The sequence below is a fragment of the Bounagaea algeriensis genome (genome assembly GCF_054491375.1).
Genome location: NZ_CM137102.1, coordinates 3,952,307 through 3,968,277 on the forward strand (window position 1 = coordinate 3,952,307; position 15,971 = coordinate 3,968,277).

Here is a 15,971-nt window from a genome sequence, read left to right on the forward strand (position 1 = left end):
CGTTGCGTTGATCATGTCTCCTGAACGGGGGACTCCAGGAGCCGGACGCAGAAAGCCCGGAGCGGTGCCGCGCTGCGCCACCACCCCGGGTCGCGGAAACCGAACCGGGTCACTGACCGGGGTGCGGCATCTGTTGCGTGCCCTGCGGGCCGCCGTTGCCGCTGTGCCCCGCACTCGGGCCCTGCTGTCCCGGAGCCGGGGACTGCCCCTGCTGGGGTTGTCCCTGCTGCGGCTGCCCGGGCGCCTGCTGCGGCGGCGCGGGAGGTGCCGGAGCGGGATGCGCCGGAGCGCCCTGACCGGGCGTGCCCTGCCCCGGAGCGCCCTGGGGCTGGCCGCCGGAACCGGGGTTCCAGCCGCCCTGCGGCGAGGCGGGCGGTTGCCCGAAGTGCCCGGGGACCGGCTTGCCCTGCGGAGCCCACCCGGACCCCTGCTGGGACTGGCCGGGCGGGGCGAACGGTGGTGGCGGCGGCTGGGAACCGCTCGACCCCGATCCGCTGACCGCGGTGATCCCCAGCTCATCGAGCAGCAGGACGACCAGGGCGGCGCTCTGCGCCGCGCTCAGCACGAGCACGACGACCGTGCTGGCCACGGATCCGCTGTCGAACAGCGCGTGCACGAGAGCCAGCGAGGCGTACACCGACAGCGGCGCCGCCGCGTGCAGCACGTTCGGGACGCCCTTGGTGCCGTTGCCGAACGCGGCCGCCAGCCGCAGCCCGGCCAGCAACGCCGCGAGGAGCGAGGCCGCTCCGATGAGGCCGGCGAAGTGGGTGCGCGCCACGTCGTTGAAAAAGCCGATCAGGTAGCCGAGGATTCCGCCTCCGAACGCCGCGAGAAGCAGGATCTCGCCGGTTCCGAGCTGGAACCGTCCGGACGCGGTGGCCTTCGGGGGCGGCGGGTACGGCTCGGGCATGGTGTCGACTTCTCCTCGGAGAACGCTCGCTTGTCGGGGCCACCGCGACAGTACCGGACGGTGCGGTGCAGCCCGGCCGGGCAGCAGCGCCCACCGCACCGCCGTCCTCCCCGCCGCAGGCGCTTGCACGGTCGGCGGCATCGCCGGAAGCGGGCCGCGGCGAAACGGGCCGGGCGCTCCCGCGGAGCACCCGGCCCGGAAGAAGGGACCGAGAAGAAGGGACCGACAGCGCGGGCTGTCAGCCCTGCACGATCTCGCGCATCAGGCGGGCGGTCTCGCTCGGCGTCTTGCCGACCTTGACCCCGGCGGCCTCCATGGCCTCCTTCTTCGCCTGCGCCGTGCCGGAAGAACCGGAGACGATGGCGCCGGCGTGCCCCATCGTCTTGCCCTCCGGCGCGGTGAACCCGGCAACGTAGCCGGCGACCGGCTTGCTGATGTTCGCCTTGATGTAGTCGGCGGCGCGCTCCTCGGCGTCCCCGCCGATCTCGCCGATCATCACGATCGCCTCGGTCTCCGGGTCGTCCTCGAAGGCCTGCAGCGCATCGATGTGCGTGGTGCCGATGACCGGGTCACCGCCGATGCCCACGCAGGTGGAGAAGCCGATGTCGCGCAGCTCGTACATCATCTGGTACGTCAGCGTGCCGGACTTGGAGACCAGGCCGATCTTGCCGGACTCGGTGATGTCGGCCGGGATGATGCCCGCGTTGGACTTGCCCGGGGAGATGACGCCGGGGCAGTTCGGACCGACCAGGCGGGTCTTGTTGCCCGCGGCCCGCGCGTGCGCCCAGAACGTCGCCGCGTCGTGCACCGGGATGCCCTCGGTGATCACCACGGCCAGGCCGATCTCGGCGTCGACGGCCTCGATCACGGCGTCCTTGGCGAACTTCGGCGGGACGAAGACGACGGAGACGTTCGCGCCGGTCTCGGCCATCGCTTCCTTGACCGAGCCGTAGACGTTGAGCTCCTGACCCTCGATCTCCACCGTCGTGCCGGCCTTGCGGGCGTTCACGCCACCGACGATGTTCGTGCCGGAACGCAGCATCCGGGCTGTGTGCTTGGTTCCCTCAGAGCCGGTGATGCCCTGAACGATGACCTTGCTGTTCTCGTTGAGGAAGATCGCCATCGCGCGTCACGCCCCCGAAGCCAACTCGGCGGCCTTGTCGGCCGCACCGTCCATGGTGTCCACCATCGTCACGGCCGGGTGATTGGCCTCGGCCAGGATGCGACGGCCTTCCTCGACGTTGTTGCCGTCGAGGCGGACCACCAGCGGCTTGGTGGCGTCGTCGCCGAGCATCTCCAGCGCCTGCACGATACCGCTGGCGACCGCGTCGCAGGCGGTGATCCCGCCGAAGACGTTGACGAACACGGACTCGACGTCCGGGTCCCCCAGGACGACGTCCAGCCCCGCGGCCATCACCTCGGCCGAGGCGCCACCGCCGATGTCCAGGAAGTTCGCCGGCTTGACGTTGTTGTACCGCTCACCGGCGTAGGCGACGACGTCCAGGGTGGACATGACCAGACCGGCGCCGTTGCCGATGATGCCGACCTGACCGTCCAGCTTGACGTAGTTCAGGTCCTTCTCCTTGGCCTTGGCCTCCAGCGCGTTCTCCGCGGCGGAGTCGGCCATCCCGGCGTGCTGCGGGTGCCGGAAGGAAGCGTTGTCGTCGACGCTGACCTTGCCGTCGAGCGCGATGACCTTGCCCTGCGGGTCCTTGATCAGCGGGTTGATCTCGACCAGCGTGGCGTCCTCGGCGACGAACGTTTCCCAGAGCTGGACGGCCGCGTCGGCGACCTCGTCGGCGATGTCGGAGGGGAAGTTCGCGGCGTCGACGATCTCCCGCGCCTTGGCCTTGTCCACGCCCTCGATCGGGTCGATCGGCACCCGGGCCAGGGCCTCCGGCTTCGTCGCGGCGACTTCCTCGATTTCCATCCCGCCCTCGACCGAGGCCATGGCCAGGAAGTTCCTGTTGGCGCGGTCGAGCAGGAAGGAAAAGTAGTACTCGTCGGCGATGTCGGAGGCGCTGGTCACCAGCACCTGGCGGGTCGTGTGCCCCTTGATGTCGAGCCCGAGGATGGCCTCGGCCTTCTGCTGCGCCTCGTCCGGGCTCTCGGCCAGCTTCACACCGCCGGCCTTGCCCCGGCCGCCGGCTTTGACCTGGGCCTTGACGACGACCGGCCCGCCCAGTTCTTCAGCTGCTGCCTTCGCCCCTTGCGGATCGGTGGCCACGGAGCCGGGCAGCGTGGGAACTCCGTGGGCGGCGAAGAGCTCCTTCGCCTGGTACTCGTACAGGTCCACTCGAGTCTCCTGCGACGTCGGTGTCGGACGGGGAAGACCATATCGACCTGCGACGACGAACGGGTCGGCGCACCTGGTGAACTGCCTCACCCGCAGCGCCCCGCGACCAGCGGGTGAATCCATACAGTGCGGGCGAAGCCCACCGCGGGTGCGCCCGTTGCGCGGCCCTACCGTGATGAACGGAACAGCCGCGGAACGCCCGGTCGAGCGCCGCGCCGAGCCGCTCCCGGGCTCCCGCGGCGCCGGTCTCCCGCCACACCAGTCTCCCGCGGCGGGAACGCACCCGCCAGCCCCGCGTGCGCGCACGCGGTGACTGCTCGCGGCAGATCCAATCCGCCGGGAAGGCCAGCCCGCGTGCGCGCGGCCGCGGTTGCGACCTCGCTGCAGCGGCCGCTCAGGGCGGGGAGCAGTCAAGCGGAGCCCGTCGCGGGGCGTTGCGCACGCCCGGCGAAGCCCGCGGTGACCAGCAGCAGCACCACCGCCGCCAGGCCGAGCCACAGTCCGGGACCGGCCCAGGAACCCTCGAACCGGTCCACGGTCAACGGGTACTCGGCCACGCGCACGCCAACCACCAGCGCGCCCCCGATCAGCAGCGCCGAAGACCGCGCGGGCCGCGACAGCGGGGCCACCACGGCCGCCGCCACGACCGCGATCACCGCGGTGAGCAGCCCCCAGGAGGTCGTCCCGAAGGCCGCGAACACCCCCGGCGGCGTGTAGCCGGGGGCATCGACCACGGGGAAGCTGAACGCGCCCGCGCCGAGCACCAGCGCCACCAGGGACGGCGGGAGCACGTCCCGCCGCATCGCGATCTCGGTCAGGTCGACCTCGTCGCGTTCCACCGCCCCGGCCAGCGCCGCGGCGATCGCCGCGAGCACGGCCAGCACCAGCGCGGCACCGCACGCCCACGCACCGGGACCGGCCGCGGCGTCGGCGACCTGCACGGCGGTGAACACCGAGTCGAGCACGGCGGCGCAGGACAGCGGCACCACCACCCAGGCGATGGCCAGGACCGGCCGGATCCGCTCGGCCCACCCGGGCACGAACACTCCCGCACCGAGCACGACGAGCACCCCGCCCGCGACCCAGAGCAGGTGCGCCGGGTACTCCGCGGGGTCGTCCATGCCCGCCGGCAGCTGCAACTGGCTCGTGGCGGCCGCGACCAGGCAGCTCACCCCGGCCAGACAGGCGAGCACCGCGGTCAGCGTGCAGAGCCCGCCGCGCGCCGGCAGTTGCAACTCCCGGTGCTCCCCCGCCGACTGCAACCGGCGTCCCGCCGGGATCGCGAGCAGTGCCAGCACGAGCGCGGAGGCCGAACCGAGCACCGGTCCCCCGCCCACCTGGAAGTCGGCGAGCACCACGGCCGTCACCAGCGCGGGCACGAACACGCCTGCCAGCGCGAGCGCCAACCCGAGCAGCCCGCCGCGTGCGAAACCGGGATCGGCCGCGCCGACCGCGAGCCCCGCGGTGACCGGCACCGCGAGCGCCACGAGCAGGCTGCCGGCGAGCACGGCCGGCGGGCCGTCGACGGCAGAAGTGGGCACGACGTACGGGTCGTTCGAGGTGTAGGAGGCCATCAGCGCGCCCACTGCGGCGAGCACCCCGGCGACGAGTCCGACGGCGAGCAGGCCCTGCCGCTGCGGCCCGTCACCGGCGGTGTCCCACGTGATCAAGCGCATGGCGAGGACACCGGCGGCGAGCACCGCGACGTGCCCGGCCAGCAGCAGCCACAACCCGGGGCCGGGGCTGAAGGCGGCCAGGCGTTCCGGCCGCAGCAGTTCGGGCCGCGCGGCCGCGCTCGCGTCGAAGGCCAGCTGCGCGTCGAGGACGGCGCGGCCGGGGGCGAGCGCGGCGGGACCGACGAGCACCGCGGCAGCGGTGGTGCGACGTCCGCGCGCCTGCAGCCACAGCGCGGCGCCCGGGGCGAGCAGGGCGAGCACGAGCAGCACCGGCCACGCGGGGTAGGCCGGTGCGGGTTCGGGAACCACCAGTCCCGCGAGCGGGCCGAGTCCGCGCAGCAGGGCGCCGAGCAGGGCGAGCACCACCGCGGAGGTGAAGGTCGTGCGGCCGAAGGGCTCGTGCCGTTCCGGCCGGGCGGAACCGCGGGCGGGGGAGGCAGACCGCTCAGTCACCGCACAAACGCTAGTAGCGCCGCCTCACCGTATCGCTTGCAGGGCCAACGGCCGCGTCCACGTTGTGATATACATCATTTTTCGCCGCGCGCGCCACCGCAGCTTGCCCGAAAGGGCGATACGTGCCGGCATCCGCCCCGCTCGCGCTCGCACGTGAAGTCGCAGGCAGATGCGCTTCCCGGGTGCGCACCGGCGCTGGAACGAACCGGCGACCGGTGCACCGGAGCACCCGGTGATCACCGAACGCGTTCACGTGCGCACGAGCGGAGGCTTGCCCCCGGACGATCATCTTCGTTACCTTCCTCCGGTCCGTTGTCACAGTCCGATCACGACAACACCCCGCGCCGGTTCCCCGACCGGCGAGCCGGAACCCCCGTCCGGCGACGCGTTCGGACTCCCCGAGACGGAAGGGCAGGCATTGTCGCGATACCGCTCCCCCAGCGGCGAACAACATCCCCCGGCCACCCCGGAGGCTGCGACCCCGGCAGCACCCACCGGCCCCGCCGCCCCGTTCGGCGACCCGGGTGAAGCCGTGGACACCCGCACGAGCACGGCCACACGCGCGCCCGCCGCGGTCTGGCGCGGACGCATCGTCGTCGCCGCCGTCGCCGCGGGCGCCTTCGCCGCCGCTGGGCAGTCCCTCGCCAGCGAAGAAGGCCACGCCGCCGAGCGCGACGGGTTCGACCCCGGCGGGGTCGCCGCCTCGTTCGGAACCGCCGCCGGCGACGACTCCTCGAACGACGGGGCTGCGAACGAAGGGGCCGCGAGCACCCGCTCGGCGCAGGGGTCGAACCAGCAGCAGTCGCAGCGCAGCGCGCCGCCCGCGGAAGTGCTCCCGGCCGCTCAGCAGACCACCGACGCCGGCTCCGAAGTCGAGAAGCTGGCCAAGAGCGAGCGGATCGCCGAAGAACGCGCCGCCGCGGCCGCCGAGGCCGCGCGGCCCAAGTTCGTGCAACCCGCGGAGGGCTACTTCACCTCCGGGTTCGGCGGCCGGTGGGGCACCACCCACTACGGCATCGACATCGCCAACGAGACCGGCACTCCGATCGTCGCCGCCGCCGACGGCGAGGTCATCGAAGCCGGCTCGGCCAGCGGGTTCGGCCAGTGGGTCCGCGTGCAGCACGAGGACGGCACCATCACCGTCTACGGCCACGTGAACACGATCACCGCCGAAGAAGGCCAGCAGGTGCAGGCCGGCGACGAGATCGCCACCATGGGCAACCGCGGGCTCTCCACCGGCACGCACCTGCACTTCGAGGTGTGGAACCCGAGCGGCGCGAAGATCAACCCGCTGCCGTGGATGCAGGAGCACGGCATCTCGCCGGTGTAGTCCCGCGACCGCTGCCGGGCCGCGGCACGCTCTCCGCGGCGGCGCGGCCCGGCGGCGGCGCTGCACCTTTCAGCCACGCATGTCACGGCCGCGCGCACGTCACGGCCGCGTGCACCTCAAAGCTTGGTCAGCGGCACGCTGCCGATGAGCATCAGCCGCACGGTGCCGTTCGCACCGAAGTCGATCGTGGCCGTCGCCCGCGGCCCCTCGCCCTCCGTGGACAGGACGGTGCCCAGGCCGTACTTGTCGTGGTTGACCCGGTCACCGGCGGTGAGCCTGATCGCAACCTCGTTCTTCCACCCCTGCGCACCGGTCGAGCGCATGCCGCCCGCCCCGAGCCGCGCCTGGGCGGAGTCCGCACCGGTGGGGTCGGCGGCCCGCCCGCCCCACGTGCTGCGGGTCTGCGGAGCGGAGCGCTCCGGCTCCGCCCGCCGCCACTCGACGAGCTCCGCGGGCAGCTCGTCGAGGAAGCGCGACGCGGGGTTCGTCATCGGCTGGCCCCAGGCCGAGCGGGTCAGCGCACGCGAGACGTGCAGCCGCTGCCGCGCGCGGGTGATGCCCACGTAGGCCAACCGCCGCTCCTCCGAGAGCTCCTTCTCGTCGCCCAGCGCCCGGTTGTGCGGGAAGACGCCTTCCTCCCAACCGGTGTTGAACACCACCGGGAACTCCAGTCCCTTCGCGGTGTGCAGCGTCATCAGCGTGACCACGCCGTCACCGGACTCGGGCAGCGCGTCCGCGTCGGCCACGAGCGAGACCCGCTCCAGGAACGCGGCCAGCGAGTCCTCCGGCGGCAGCCCGTCAGCGGCGTCGGCGAGATCTGCCGCCGCCGTGTCCGCTGCCGCATCTGCTGCCGTGTCCGCTGCCGCGTCTGCCGCGGCGGCTCCCGGCGCCGCGTCTTCCGCGGTTTCGGCGGAACCTTCCGCGACCCCACCGCCGGAACGCGCCTCGGTGAACTCGCGGGCGACGGTGAGCAGCTCGTCGAGGTTCTCCACGCGGGTGGCGTCCTGCGGATCGTCGCTGGCGTCGAGCCCGGCGCGGTAGCCGGTCCGCTCCAGCACGGTCTCGAGGAGCTCGCCCACGTCGGCCTGGGCTGCCAGTTCGCGCAGCTCGTCCAGCAGCGCGACGAACCCGTTGATCGCGCGGGCGGCGCGGGTGTTGAGCTCGGCGATGTCACCGGCCGCGGCGGCGCGCAGCGCCTGCGCGAAGGACAGGCGCTCCCGCTCCGCGTGGGCGGCGACGACGGATTCGGCGCGGTCACCGATCCCCCGCTTGGGCACGTTGAGCACCCGTCGCAGGCTGACCGTGTCCTCCGGGTTGTCGATCGCGCGCAGGTAGGCCAGCGCGTCGCGCACCTCGCGCCGCTCGTAGAAGCGGACCCCGCCGATCACGCGGTAGGGCAGGCCGAGGCGGATGAACACCTCCTCGAACACCCGCGACTGGTTGTTCGTCCGGTAGAACACCGCGACGTCGTTGAACGTGACCGAGCCCTCGTCGACGAGCCGGTCGATCTCGGAGGCGACGAACGCGGCCTCGTCGTGCTCGTTGTCGGCGACGTAGCCGACCACGGACTCGCCCTCGCCCGCCTCGCTCCACAGCCGCTTGTCCCAGCGGTTCGGGTTCCTGCGGATGACCGCGTTGGCCGCCGAGAGGATCGTCTGCGTGGAGCGGTAGTTCTGCTCCAGCAGGATCGTGCGCGCCTGCGGGTAGTCGCGCTCGAACTCCTCGATGTTGCGGATCGTGGCGCCGCGGAAGGCGTAGATCGACTGGTCGGCATCGCCGACGACGCACAGCTCGGACGGCTGCACACCGTTGTCCGTGGTCTGCGTGCCGACGAGCTCGCGCACGAGCACGTACTGCGCGTGGTTGGTGTCCTGGTACTCGTCGACGAGCACGTGGCGGAACCGGCGCCGGTAGTACTCGGCGATGCCCGGGTGGTCCTGCAGCAGCTCGACCGTGCGCATGATGAGGTCGTCGAAGTCCAGCGCGTTCGCCTCACGCAACCGCTGCTGGTAGGCGGCGTAGACCCGGGCGACGACGCGCTCCACGTCGCTGCCGACCTGCTCGGCAGCCTGCTCGGGCCCGATGAGCTCGTTCTTCAGGTTCGAGATCTGCCCCGCGAGCGTGCGCACCGGGTAGCGCTTCGAGTCCAGCTCCAGGTCGCGGGTGATGAGCGTGATCAACCGCCTGGAGTCGTCGGCGTCGTAGATGGAGAAGTTCGACGAGAGCCCGAGCGTCTTCGCCTCGCGGCGCAGCACGCGCACGCACATCGAGTGGAACGTGGACACCCACATGGCGCCGGAGCGGCGCCCGACGAGCTCGGCGACGCGCTCCTTCATCTCCGCGGCCGCCTTGTTGGTGAACGTGATCGCCATGACCTGGCCCGGGTGCACCCCGGTGGCCAGCAGGTGCGCGATCCGGTGGGTGAGCACCCGGGTCTTGCCCGAACCGGCGCCGGCGACGACCAGCAGCGGGGGACCGCGGTGCGTCACGGCTTCCTGCTGCTGCGGGTTCATCCCCGCCAGCAGGGCGTCCGGATCGCTGCCGGACCGCCCCGCACGCGGCGCCGGCTCCTCGGACTCGTGCGGAAGGTCGAACAGGGTGCTCATCACGGCTCCACGTTACCGGGCGCGGCGAACGTTCCACGCGCAGACGGCCCGCTCCGCACCCCGGTGACCACGGGCGGCAGCGACGGCCGGGCGACGCGGGCAGGCGCGCACTCGAACAGGCGTTCGTGGCAGGGGAATCTCGTGGCGGGGGATACAGCCGTGCGCGCTGTTTCGGCCACGCGGGGTTGTGGCACAATGGCCGACGTGCTGGCGCGGAACTACTTTTTCTACGGGCACCGGAAGGCTCCGGCGCCCGTGGACGCGTGAGCACTCACCATCTACGACGCCCCGGAGTCCGCGGACCCGGGGCTTTCGCGCATCCGGGCCGCTCGCTCCGGGCCCGATGAACCGGAGGACGTGCCATGAACACCACTGTGGACGGTGACCGGGGGCAGCCGGAGAGCTCGACGCAGCCCGCGGAGAACGCTCCTGACCCCGCCGCGGCGGAGGAGCCGGAGCAGGCCGCGGCCGCGATCTCCGACTTCCGCGGGGAGATCGACCACATCGACGCGGAGATCCTGCGGCTGGTCAAGCGCCGCGCCGAGATCTCCCGGCAGGTCGGCGAGCAGCGCATGGCCGCGGGCGGGCCCCGCATCGTCTACAACCGCGAGATGGACGTGCTCGCCCGCTACCGCGAGCTCGGCCCGGAGGGACGCGAGCTGGCGATGATCCTGCTGCGGCTGGGCCGGGGGCGCCTCGGGCACGAAGGCGCCGAGTAGCGGAAGGACTGCCCCCCGAGGAGCCCGCGCGGCTGCCCGGAGGGGACTTTTCTCGAGAAAAGTTCCCGACTTTTCTCGAGAAATGTGCACACGCCTGGCCACACCCCTCGTCGCACCCCTGGTCACACGCCGTGGTCCGCGCTCAGGTCGCGGTGCCGCGTTTCCGCGGACAGCAGCACGGTCACCGCGGTGACCAGGGCGCACACGACGAGGTAGGCGATGATCGGCGCGGAGGAGCCGTACTCGCGCAGCAACGCGGTGGCGATGATCGGCGCCAGCGAGCCCGCCACGATCGAGGCCAGCTGGTAGCCGATCGACGCGCCCGAGTAGCGCACCCGGGTGCCGAACAACTCCGCGAAGAACGCCGCCTGCGGCCCGTACATTGCGCCGTGCAGCACCAGGCCCACGGTGATCGCCAAGGTCATCAGCAGGAACGATCCCGTGTCCAGCAGGCCGAAGAAGGCGAAGGCCCACGCCCCGGTGCCGAGCGCACCGAACAGGTACACGGGGCGGCGCCCCACCCGGTCGGACAGCGCGCCCCATGCGGGAATCGTGGCGAAGTGGATCACGGCGGCGATCAGCGAGGCGTTCAGCGCCAGCCCACGCGGCAGCCCCAGGTGCGTGACCACGTAGGTGAGCACGAACGACGTCAGCATGTAGTACACGACGTTCTCCGCGAAGCGCGCTCCCATCGCGGTGAACACGGCACCGCGGTAGCGCCGCAGCACCTCCAGTATCGGAGGTTTGGCTTCCGCACCGGCCTCGTCCGCCTCCTGCTGGGCCCGCTGGAACACGGGCGATTCGGCGACGCCGAAGCGCACCCACAGCCCGACGAGCACCAGCGCTCCGGAGAGCAGGAACGCCACGCGCCAGCCCCAGGCGAGGAAGGCCTGCTCGCTCTGCACCGCGGCCAGCACGGCCAGCACCGCCACGGCGAGCAGGTTCCCGAGCGGCACGCCGCACTGCGGCCAGGACGCCCAGAACCCGCGGTGCTTCGCGCCTTCGTGCTCGGAGACGATGAGCACGGCACCGCCCCACTCGCCGCCGATGGCGAAGCCCTGCACCAGCCGGAGCACGGTCAGCGCGATCGGGGCGGCCACCCCGATCGTCCCGTACGTCGGCACGAGGCCGATGAGGCAGCTGGACAGCCCCATGAGCATCAGGCTGAGCACGAGCAGCTTCTTGCGGCCGAGGCGGTCGCCGTAGTGGCCGAACACGAGTCCGCCGAGCGGGCGCGCGACGAACCCGACCGCGTAGGTCACGAACGCCAGCAGCGTCCCGGTGAGCGCGTCGCCCGCGGGGAAGAACAGCTGGTTGAACACCAGGGCCGCGGCCGAGCCGTAGAGGAAGAAGTCGTACCACTCGACGGTGGTGCCGACCAGGCTCGCCAGGACGATCCGGAACCGCCCCGTACCGGCAGCGCTGCGCGCCGGAACACTCATCGCGCACACCTCCCCTCGGGCAGCCGGCCGCGCTTCAGTTGGCCGACCACGCCCCGTCCATGGACAACGACGCCCCGGTCACGGAGTTCGCCGCCGGTTCGCACAGCCACCGGGCGAGTTCGGCGACCTCCTCCGGCTCGACGAGGCGTTTGGTGGGGGTCCGTTCCAGCAGCACGTCCTCGAGGACCTCCTCCTCGGACACGCGGTGCAGCACCGCCTGCTCGGAGATCTGGCGCTCCACCAGGGGCGTGCGGACGAACCCGGGGCAAATGCAGTTGGCGGTGACGCCGTGCCGCGCACCTTCGACGGCGATCGTCTTGGACAGCCCCTCCAGTCCGTGCTTGGCCGCCACGTAGGCGCTCTTGAACGGGGAGGCGCGCAGCCCGTGCACCGAGGAAATGTTGATCACGCGTCCCCAGCCGCGTTCGTACATCGCGGGCAGCGCCGAGCGCACGATCCGGAAGGAGGCGGAGACCACCACGCGCAGCAGCGTGTCGAACACGTCCGGGGAGAACTCCTGGATCGGGGCGACGTGCTGGAAACCCGCGTTGTTGACGACGACGTCGGCGCCCTCGCCGAGCTCGGCGGCGTTGTCCGGGTCGGAGAGGTCGACCACCCGCGCCTGGGCGTCGAGCTCGGCGGCGAGCCCGTGCAGCGGTTCGGCCTCGCGGTCGGCCACGAGCACGTCGGCTTCGGCCGCGAAGCGGCGGGCCAGCGCCGCGCCGATCCCACCGGCCGCACCGGTGATGACGACGCGCTTTCCGGCGATTCCGCTGCCGGGACCGGGTGCGGGTGCCGCAGCGGTGGTCGGTGTCGCAGCGGTCGGTGTCGCGGGTTCGGGGCCGAGGTCCCGACGATCGGTCATGACCGGGAAACTATGCGTGATCGCCGCGGTGATCCAGTCCTCCGCGGCACCTTTTCCGCTCCGCGGTGCCGGGCCTTCCGGAAAAGTACCCATACCGGAAGCGCGCCCGGACGAGGCAGACTGGAGGCATGGGTGCAATTATCGGTGTTGTCGCGTTCCTGATCACACTGGCGGCGCTCGGTGTCGCGGCCGGGCACATGGGCTACCTGGCGATGTTGAACACGGCGGCGAAAAAGCGCGCGGGCGGCCAGCCCGCGGCCGAGTTCGCGCGCAAGCGCTACCCGACGGCCGGCATCGGCCTCGGTGTCACGGCGGTGGCGCTGCTGATCGCGCTCGGCGGCGGAGTCGGCGCGGACATCTTCGCGATCCTGCTCGGCGGTGCGGGCGGTATCGGCTCGCTCAAGTCGCTGCAGAGCAGCCAGGGGAAGTTCCGCCGCGGCGAACTCAACTAGGAGGACATCGTCAAACCGTTTTGCGTGCGGACTCCCGTGGCGGAACCTCCCGCACGGCTCTCGCTCCGGGTGCTCGACCTCGAGTAGCCACCTACACCACGTCTCGCCTTCCTCGCGAGAGCCGCACAGGAGAACCCGCAGTGGGCCCGGCTGCGATGCGGGGTCGGCGGTCGAGGCAGCCGCTGAGCTGCGAGCTGTCGCGCCGAGATGACGAAACGCTTGCAGCCCCTGGCGGCGACCGACAGTCACGTAAAAAGTACTGCCAGTGCTCCAGCGGCACTTGTGAGCTCCGCTGGTGGTGCGGGTAGAGACGCAAGTTGCCCGGGTGGTGCATGCCGGGAACCATGGCGTCGTGGACCAAGATCGCGTGCTGGTGGTGACCGCGCACCCGGACGATGCCGACTTCGCCGCCGCCGGGACCATCGCCTCCTGGGTGGCGGCCGGGGCGGTCGTCACCTACTGCGTGTGCACGTACGGGGATGCCGGCGGTTTCGACGACACCCCGCGCGAGGCGATGCCGCAGCTGCGCGAGTCGGAGCAGCGCGCGGCCGCAGCCGCCGCCGGGGTGCACGACGTGCGCTTCCTCGACCACCGGGACGGTTCGCTGCAGCCGGACATGGCGTTGCGGCGGGACGTCAGCCGCGTGATCCGCCAGGTGCGACCGCAGCGAGTGCTCACCCATTCACCGGAGATCAACTGGGAGCACATCCCCGCTTCGCACCCCGATCACCGCGCCGTCGGGGAAGCGGCGCTGGCGGCCGTCTACCCGGATGCGCGCAACGCCTTCGCCCACCCCGAGTTGGCCGCCGAGGGGCTGCAGCCGTGGAGCGTGCCGGAACTGTGGCTGGTCGCTTCACCTGAATGTCGGATCAACCGTGCCGTCGACATCACCGATCATTTTGATACGAAGATCGCAGCGCTGGCCGCGCACACGTCGCAAACGGCGCATCTGACCGACCTGGCCGGCATGCTGCGTCCCTGGTTGGCGCGCAACGCCGAGCAGCACGGCATGCCTGGACGGCTGGCCGAGGCGTTCCAGTTCGTCAACACCGGGTAGCGACCGTCCCGCGGCGGAAGGCGGTACCGATGACCGACGGGCGAGCCCGCTGCAGCGGGGCACCGGGACGTCACCCCGGCAGGGCGCGTCGTGTGCGGGTCGCGCCGGCAGCCTCCCCCCGCGGCCCGCGGCCGGGGAACGGCCCACCGCTTCAGGAGGACGCCCCGCACCCGGCGGGAGCACCGCTTCCGCAGCGGTGCGCGGCCGCAGGCGGCTCGACCGCCGCCGCTGCTCCGCCGGAGGCCGAAGCCGCCGGACTCCGCGCCTTCGACCTCGGCACGGTGCCCGCTTCGGTGACTCCGCCGCGCAGTTCCCGCCGCGCGGCGTGGTTCGCCGTGGCCACCTCCGCGCTCGTGCTCAGCGGCATGTCGATCGTGGCGACCGCCGCGCACAACAGGACGCCCCCGCTCGAGCACCTGCCATCGCCGAGCGTGCCGCACGGCCAGCCGCAGCTCGGGCTCGCCGCACCGCAGGACGACGCGCAGCAGGACGACGCGCCGGCGGGTGAGCGGACGGACGGGCAGCCTCGGCCGTTCACCGTCGTGCGCGCCGAGGAGCCCGAACCTCCGAGCCCCGAACCTCCGAGCACTGCGCAGGCCTCGACCACGCCTGCCGCGGCCTCGACCGGCGCGGCCGCACCGGTCGAGGCCGGTCCCCCCGCCGCCGCACCGCCGGCAGCGACGCCGGAACCCGCCGAACCGGAACCGGCACCCCCGCCCACCTCGCCGCCCTCGAGCACCCCGGAGCCGCCCGATCTCCCGGAACCACCCGATCTCCCGGAACTCCCGGCGGTCGACGACACCGTTCCGACACCGCTGTTCCCGGCGGAGCAGGGCGTGCTCCCGTCGCCGCTGCCCGAGCCCGCGGTCGGTGCCGATGGCTGGCTCCCGCAGGGCTACACCGCGGCCACGGCCTCGCCGTGAGGCGGCCTGGCCGGGGAGAACCCGGGGAGAACGAGAGCACCGTGCAGGATTCCGATTCGACGTCCCGCCACAACCACCTTGGCGGCGTGCGCGTGACCGACCTCCTGCGCCGCAGCGGCCGTTACGAGCGGCTCGCCCGCGCCGTGCTCAGCGGAGAGCACGGCGGCTCCGCGCAACCTCCCCGCCCCGCGCGCACGGGGATCGTGGTCATCGGCGTCGCACTGCTGTGCGCGGCGCTGACGGTGCTCGCGGTGATCCTGCGCCTGGGCACGGGCGCCGACCCGCCGGCTGATGCGCACGCGGAGCCGGGCACGGCCGCACCGGTCACCGGCGCGCCCGCGCTCGCGCCGGAGGTGCTGCGCTCCGGCGGCACTTCGTGCGCGGGCCACCCCGAGCCGGGCGGTGCGCAACGACCGCTCCCCGTCACCCCGTCGAACGAACGCGAGCAGGTGGCCGACCCGGCCGCGGGCAGCTCGACCTCCGCGGTCCGCACCGTCCGCAGCTTCTACGGCGCCCTGGCAACGGAGCCGGCCGCGGCCCTGCCGTGGCTGCACCCGCAACTGCGGGGCGGTACGCAGCACGACCTCGTGTCGGCGTGGTCCGGCACCGAAGCGGTCCGCCTCACGGGTGTGACGGCGCGCCGGGACGGACCCGTGCTCGCCGAGGCCGCTGTGCACTGCTCGGACGGCTCGCGCGTCACGCTGCGGCAGGCGTTCGCGGTCAGCGAGGAGCCGGGCGCGTCGCGGATCACCGACGTGCGCCTGCTGAGCGCCCGCCGCACGCACCCGCGGTGAGCCGCACGCGTGCAACGGGACTCCGGAACGCCCGCACCCGGTCACAGGTTGTCCACCGCGGGCGGAACAACGATGCGGCAACGAACTTCCGTGGATCCGAACGCTCCGTTCGACCCGCTCCGACGCGTAGGCTGGTGGACGCGCGGCGCGAACACCCCGGGCCGCACGCGGGTCCGCAACGGGTGATTCCGACCACTACCTGGACAAACGGGCACAACGAACGGCGTGCGCGGGTGAGAATCCACGCGGTGGCGGAGCGCGGTGAAATCGGTGTGCGGGATCTGCGGACTTCGGACCTACGCGACACGCGCGTCGGCTAGGCTGCCGTACCAGCGGCCCCGGATGACCGCGACCAACGTTTCAGTGACAGGCTGTGCGGTCGCCGCAGGGCCCGCCAGCAACGTGTACATATCGCGGACCGGCGCGGCCGGTTCGTGCAGACCGCCGT

General features: G+C 72.4%; 13 protein-coding genes. 6 read left to right on the forward strand and 7 right to left on the reverse strand.

Annotation, left to right across the window (positions count from 1 at the left end; translation table 11 throughout):
* Positions 1–109: 109 nt before the first annotated feature.
* The 4 genes from ACVGV2_RS17940 to ACVGV2_RS17955 form a co-directional block, all read right to left on the reverse strand.
* On the reverse strand, positions 110–910 hold the full coding sequence (locus ACVGV2_RS17940) for a DUF5336 domain-containing protein (RefSeq protein ID WP_459163515.1): 801 nt from the start codon (positions 908–910) through the stop codon (positions 110–112).
* Between the two features lie 238 nt (positions 911–1,148).
* The gene (sucD, locus tag ACVGV2_RS17945; RefSeq protein ID WP_459163516.1) at positions 1,149–2,033 is read right to left on the reverse strand and encodes a succinate--CoA ligase subunit alpha; all 885 of its coding nucleotides are present in this window, start codon (positions 2,031–2,033) and stop codon (positions 1,149–1,151) included.
* A gap of 6 nt (positions 2,034–2,039) precedes the next feature.
* Positions 2,040–3,206 carry an ADP-forming succinate--CoA ligase subunit beta gene (gene sucC, locus ACVGV2_RS17950; RefSeq protein WP_459163517.1) on the reverse strand — a complete coding sequence of 389 codons (1,167 nt, stop codon included), beginning with the start codon at positions 3,204–3,206 and terminating at the stop codon, positions 2,040–2,042.
* 410 nt (positions 3,207–3,616) lie between these two features.
* Entirely contained in the window at positions 3,617–5,335 is a 1,719-nt protein-coding gene (locus ACVGV2_RS17955) for a hypothetical protein (RefSeq protein ID WP_459163518.1), read from the reverse strand.
* Between the two features lie 532 nt (positions 5,336–5,867).
* Here ACVGV2_RS17955 and ACVGV2_RS17960 point away from each other — a divergent pair.
* Entirely contained in the window at positions 5,868–6,665 is a 798-nt protein-coding gene (locus tag ACVGV2_RS17960; protein WP_459163519.1) for a M23 family metallopeptidase, read from the forward strand.
* A gap of 116 nt (positions 6,666–6,781) precedes the next feature.
* Here ACVGV2_RS17960 and ACVGV2_RS17965 read toward each other — a convergent pair whose 3' ends face one another.
* Positions 6,782–9,271, reverse strand: coding sequence for a UvrD-helicase domain-containing protein (locus ACVGV2_RS17965; protein WP_459163520.1), 2,490 nt, complete (start codon positions 9,269–9,271; stop codon positions 6,782–6,784).
* Between the two features lie 362 nt (positions 9,272–9,633).
* Here ACVGV2_RS17965 and ACVGV2_RS17970 point away from each other — a divergent pair, with 362 nt between their 5' ends.
* Positions 9,634–9,990 (forward strand): chorismate mutase, encoded by a 357-nt coding sequence (locus ACVGV2_RS17970; protein ID WP_459163521.1) that lies wholly within the window; start codon positions 9,634–9,636, stop codon positions 9,988–9,990.
* 122 nt (positions 9,991–10,112) lie between these two features.
* On the opposite strand, the gene ACVGV2_RS17975 is transcribed toward ACVGV2_RS17970, so the two are convergent.
* Both ACVGV2_RS17975 and ACVGV2_RS17980 read right to left on the reverse strand, forming a co-directional pair.
* Positions 10,113–11,432: an MFS transporter gene (locus tag ACVGV2_RS17975; protein ID WP_459163522.1), complete on the reverse strand. Its 1,320-nt coding sequence runs from the start codon at positions 11,430–11,432 to the stop codon at positions 10,113–10,115.
* 34 nt (positions 11,433–11,466) lie between these two features.
* The gene (locus tag ACVGV2_RS17980; protein WP_459163523.1) at positions 11,467–12,297 is read right to left on the reverse strand and encodes a 3-hydroxybutyrate dehydrogenase; all 831 of its coding nucleotides are present in this window, start codon (positions 12,295–12,297) and stop codon (positions 11,467–11,469) included.
* 128 nt (positions 12,298–12,425) lie between these two features.
* On the opposite strand from ACVGV2_RS17980, the gene ACVGV2_RS17985 reads away from it, so the two are divergent.
* The 4 genes from ACVGV2_RS17985 to ACVGV2_RS18000 all read left to right on the forward strand — a co-directional run bounded on the left by ACVGV2_RS17985 (position 12,426) and on the right by ACVGV2_RS18000 (position 15,523).
* Positions 12,426–12,749: a hypothetical protein gene (locus ACVGV2_RS17985; protein ID WP_459163524.1), complete on the forward strand. Its 324-nt coding sequence runs from the start codon at positions 12,426–12,428 to the stop codon at positions 12,747–12,749.
* 352 nt (positions 12,750–13,101) lie between these two features.
* The gene (locus tag ACVGV2_RS17990) at positions 13,102–13,806 is read left to right on the forward strand and encodes a PIG-L deacetylase family protein (protein ID WP_459163525.1); all 705 of its coding nucleotides are present in this window, start codon (positions 13,102–13,104) and stop codon (positions 13,804–13,806) included.
* Between the two features lie 293 nt (positions 13,807–14,099).
* Positions 14,100–14,729, forward strand: coding sequence for a hypothetical protein (locus ACVGV2_RS17995; RefSeq protein WP_459163526.1), 630 nt, complete (start codon positions 14,100–14,102; stop codon positions 14,727–14,729).
* A 41-nt stretch (positions 14,730–14,770) separates the two neighbouring features.
* The gene (locus ACVGV2_RS18000; protein WP_459163527.1) at positions 14,771–15,523 is read left to right on the forward strand and encodes a hypothetical protein; all 753 of its coding nucleotides are present in this window, start codon (positions 14,771–14,773) and stop codon (positions 15,521–15,523) included.
* Positions 15,524–15,971 lie beyond the last annotated feature (448 nt).

Excerpts from the sequence above, each read along its gene's own strand:
- ACVGV2_RS17940 (WP_459163515.1), bottom strand. The coding sequence starts at position 910 with ATGCCCGAGCCGTACCCGCCGCCCCCGAAGGCCACCGCGTCCGGACGG.
- sucD (WP_459163516.1), bottom strand. The coding sequence starts at position 2,033 with ATGGCGATCTTCCTCAACGAGAACAGCAAGGTCATCGTTCAGGGCATC.
- ACVGV2_RS17965 (WP_459163520.1), bottom strand. The coding sequence starts at position 9,271 with ATGAGCACCCTGTTCGACCTTCCGCACGAGTCCGAGGAGCCGGCGCCG.
- ACVGV2_RS17970 (WP_459163521.1), top strand. The coding sequence starts at position 9,634 with ATGAACACCACTGTGGACGGTGACCGGGGGCAGCCGGAGAGCTCGACG.
- ACVGV2_RS17975 (WP_459163522.1), bottom strand. The coding sequence starts at position 11,432 with ATGAGTGTTCCGGCGCGCAGCGCTGCCGGTACGGGGCGGTTCCGGATC.
- ACVGV2_RS17980 (WP_459163523.1), bottom strand. The coding sequence starts at position 12,297 with ATGACCGATCGTCGGGACCTCGGCCCCGAACCCGCGACACCGACCGCT.
- ACVGV2_RS17985 (WP_459163524.1), top strand. The coding sequence starts at position 12,426 with ATGGGTGCAATTATCGGTGTTGTCGCGTTCCTGATCACACTGGCGGCG.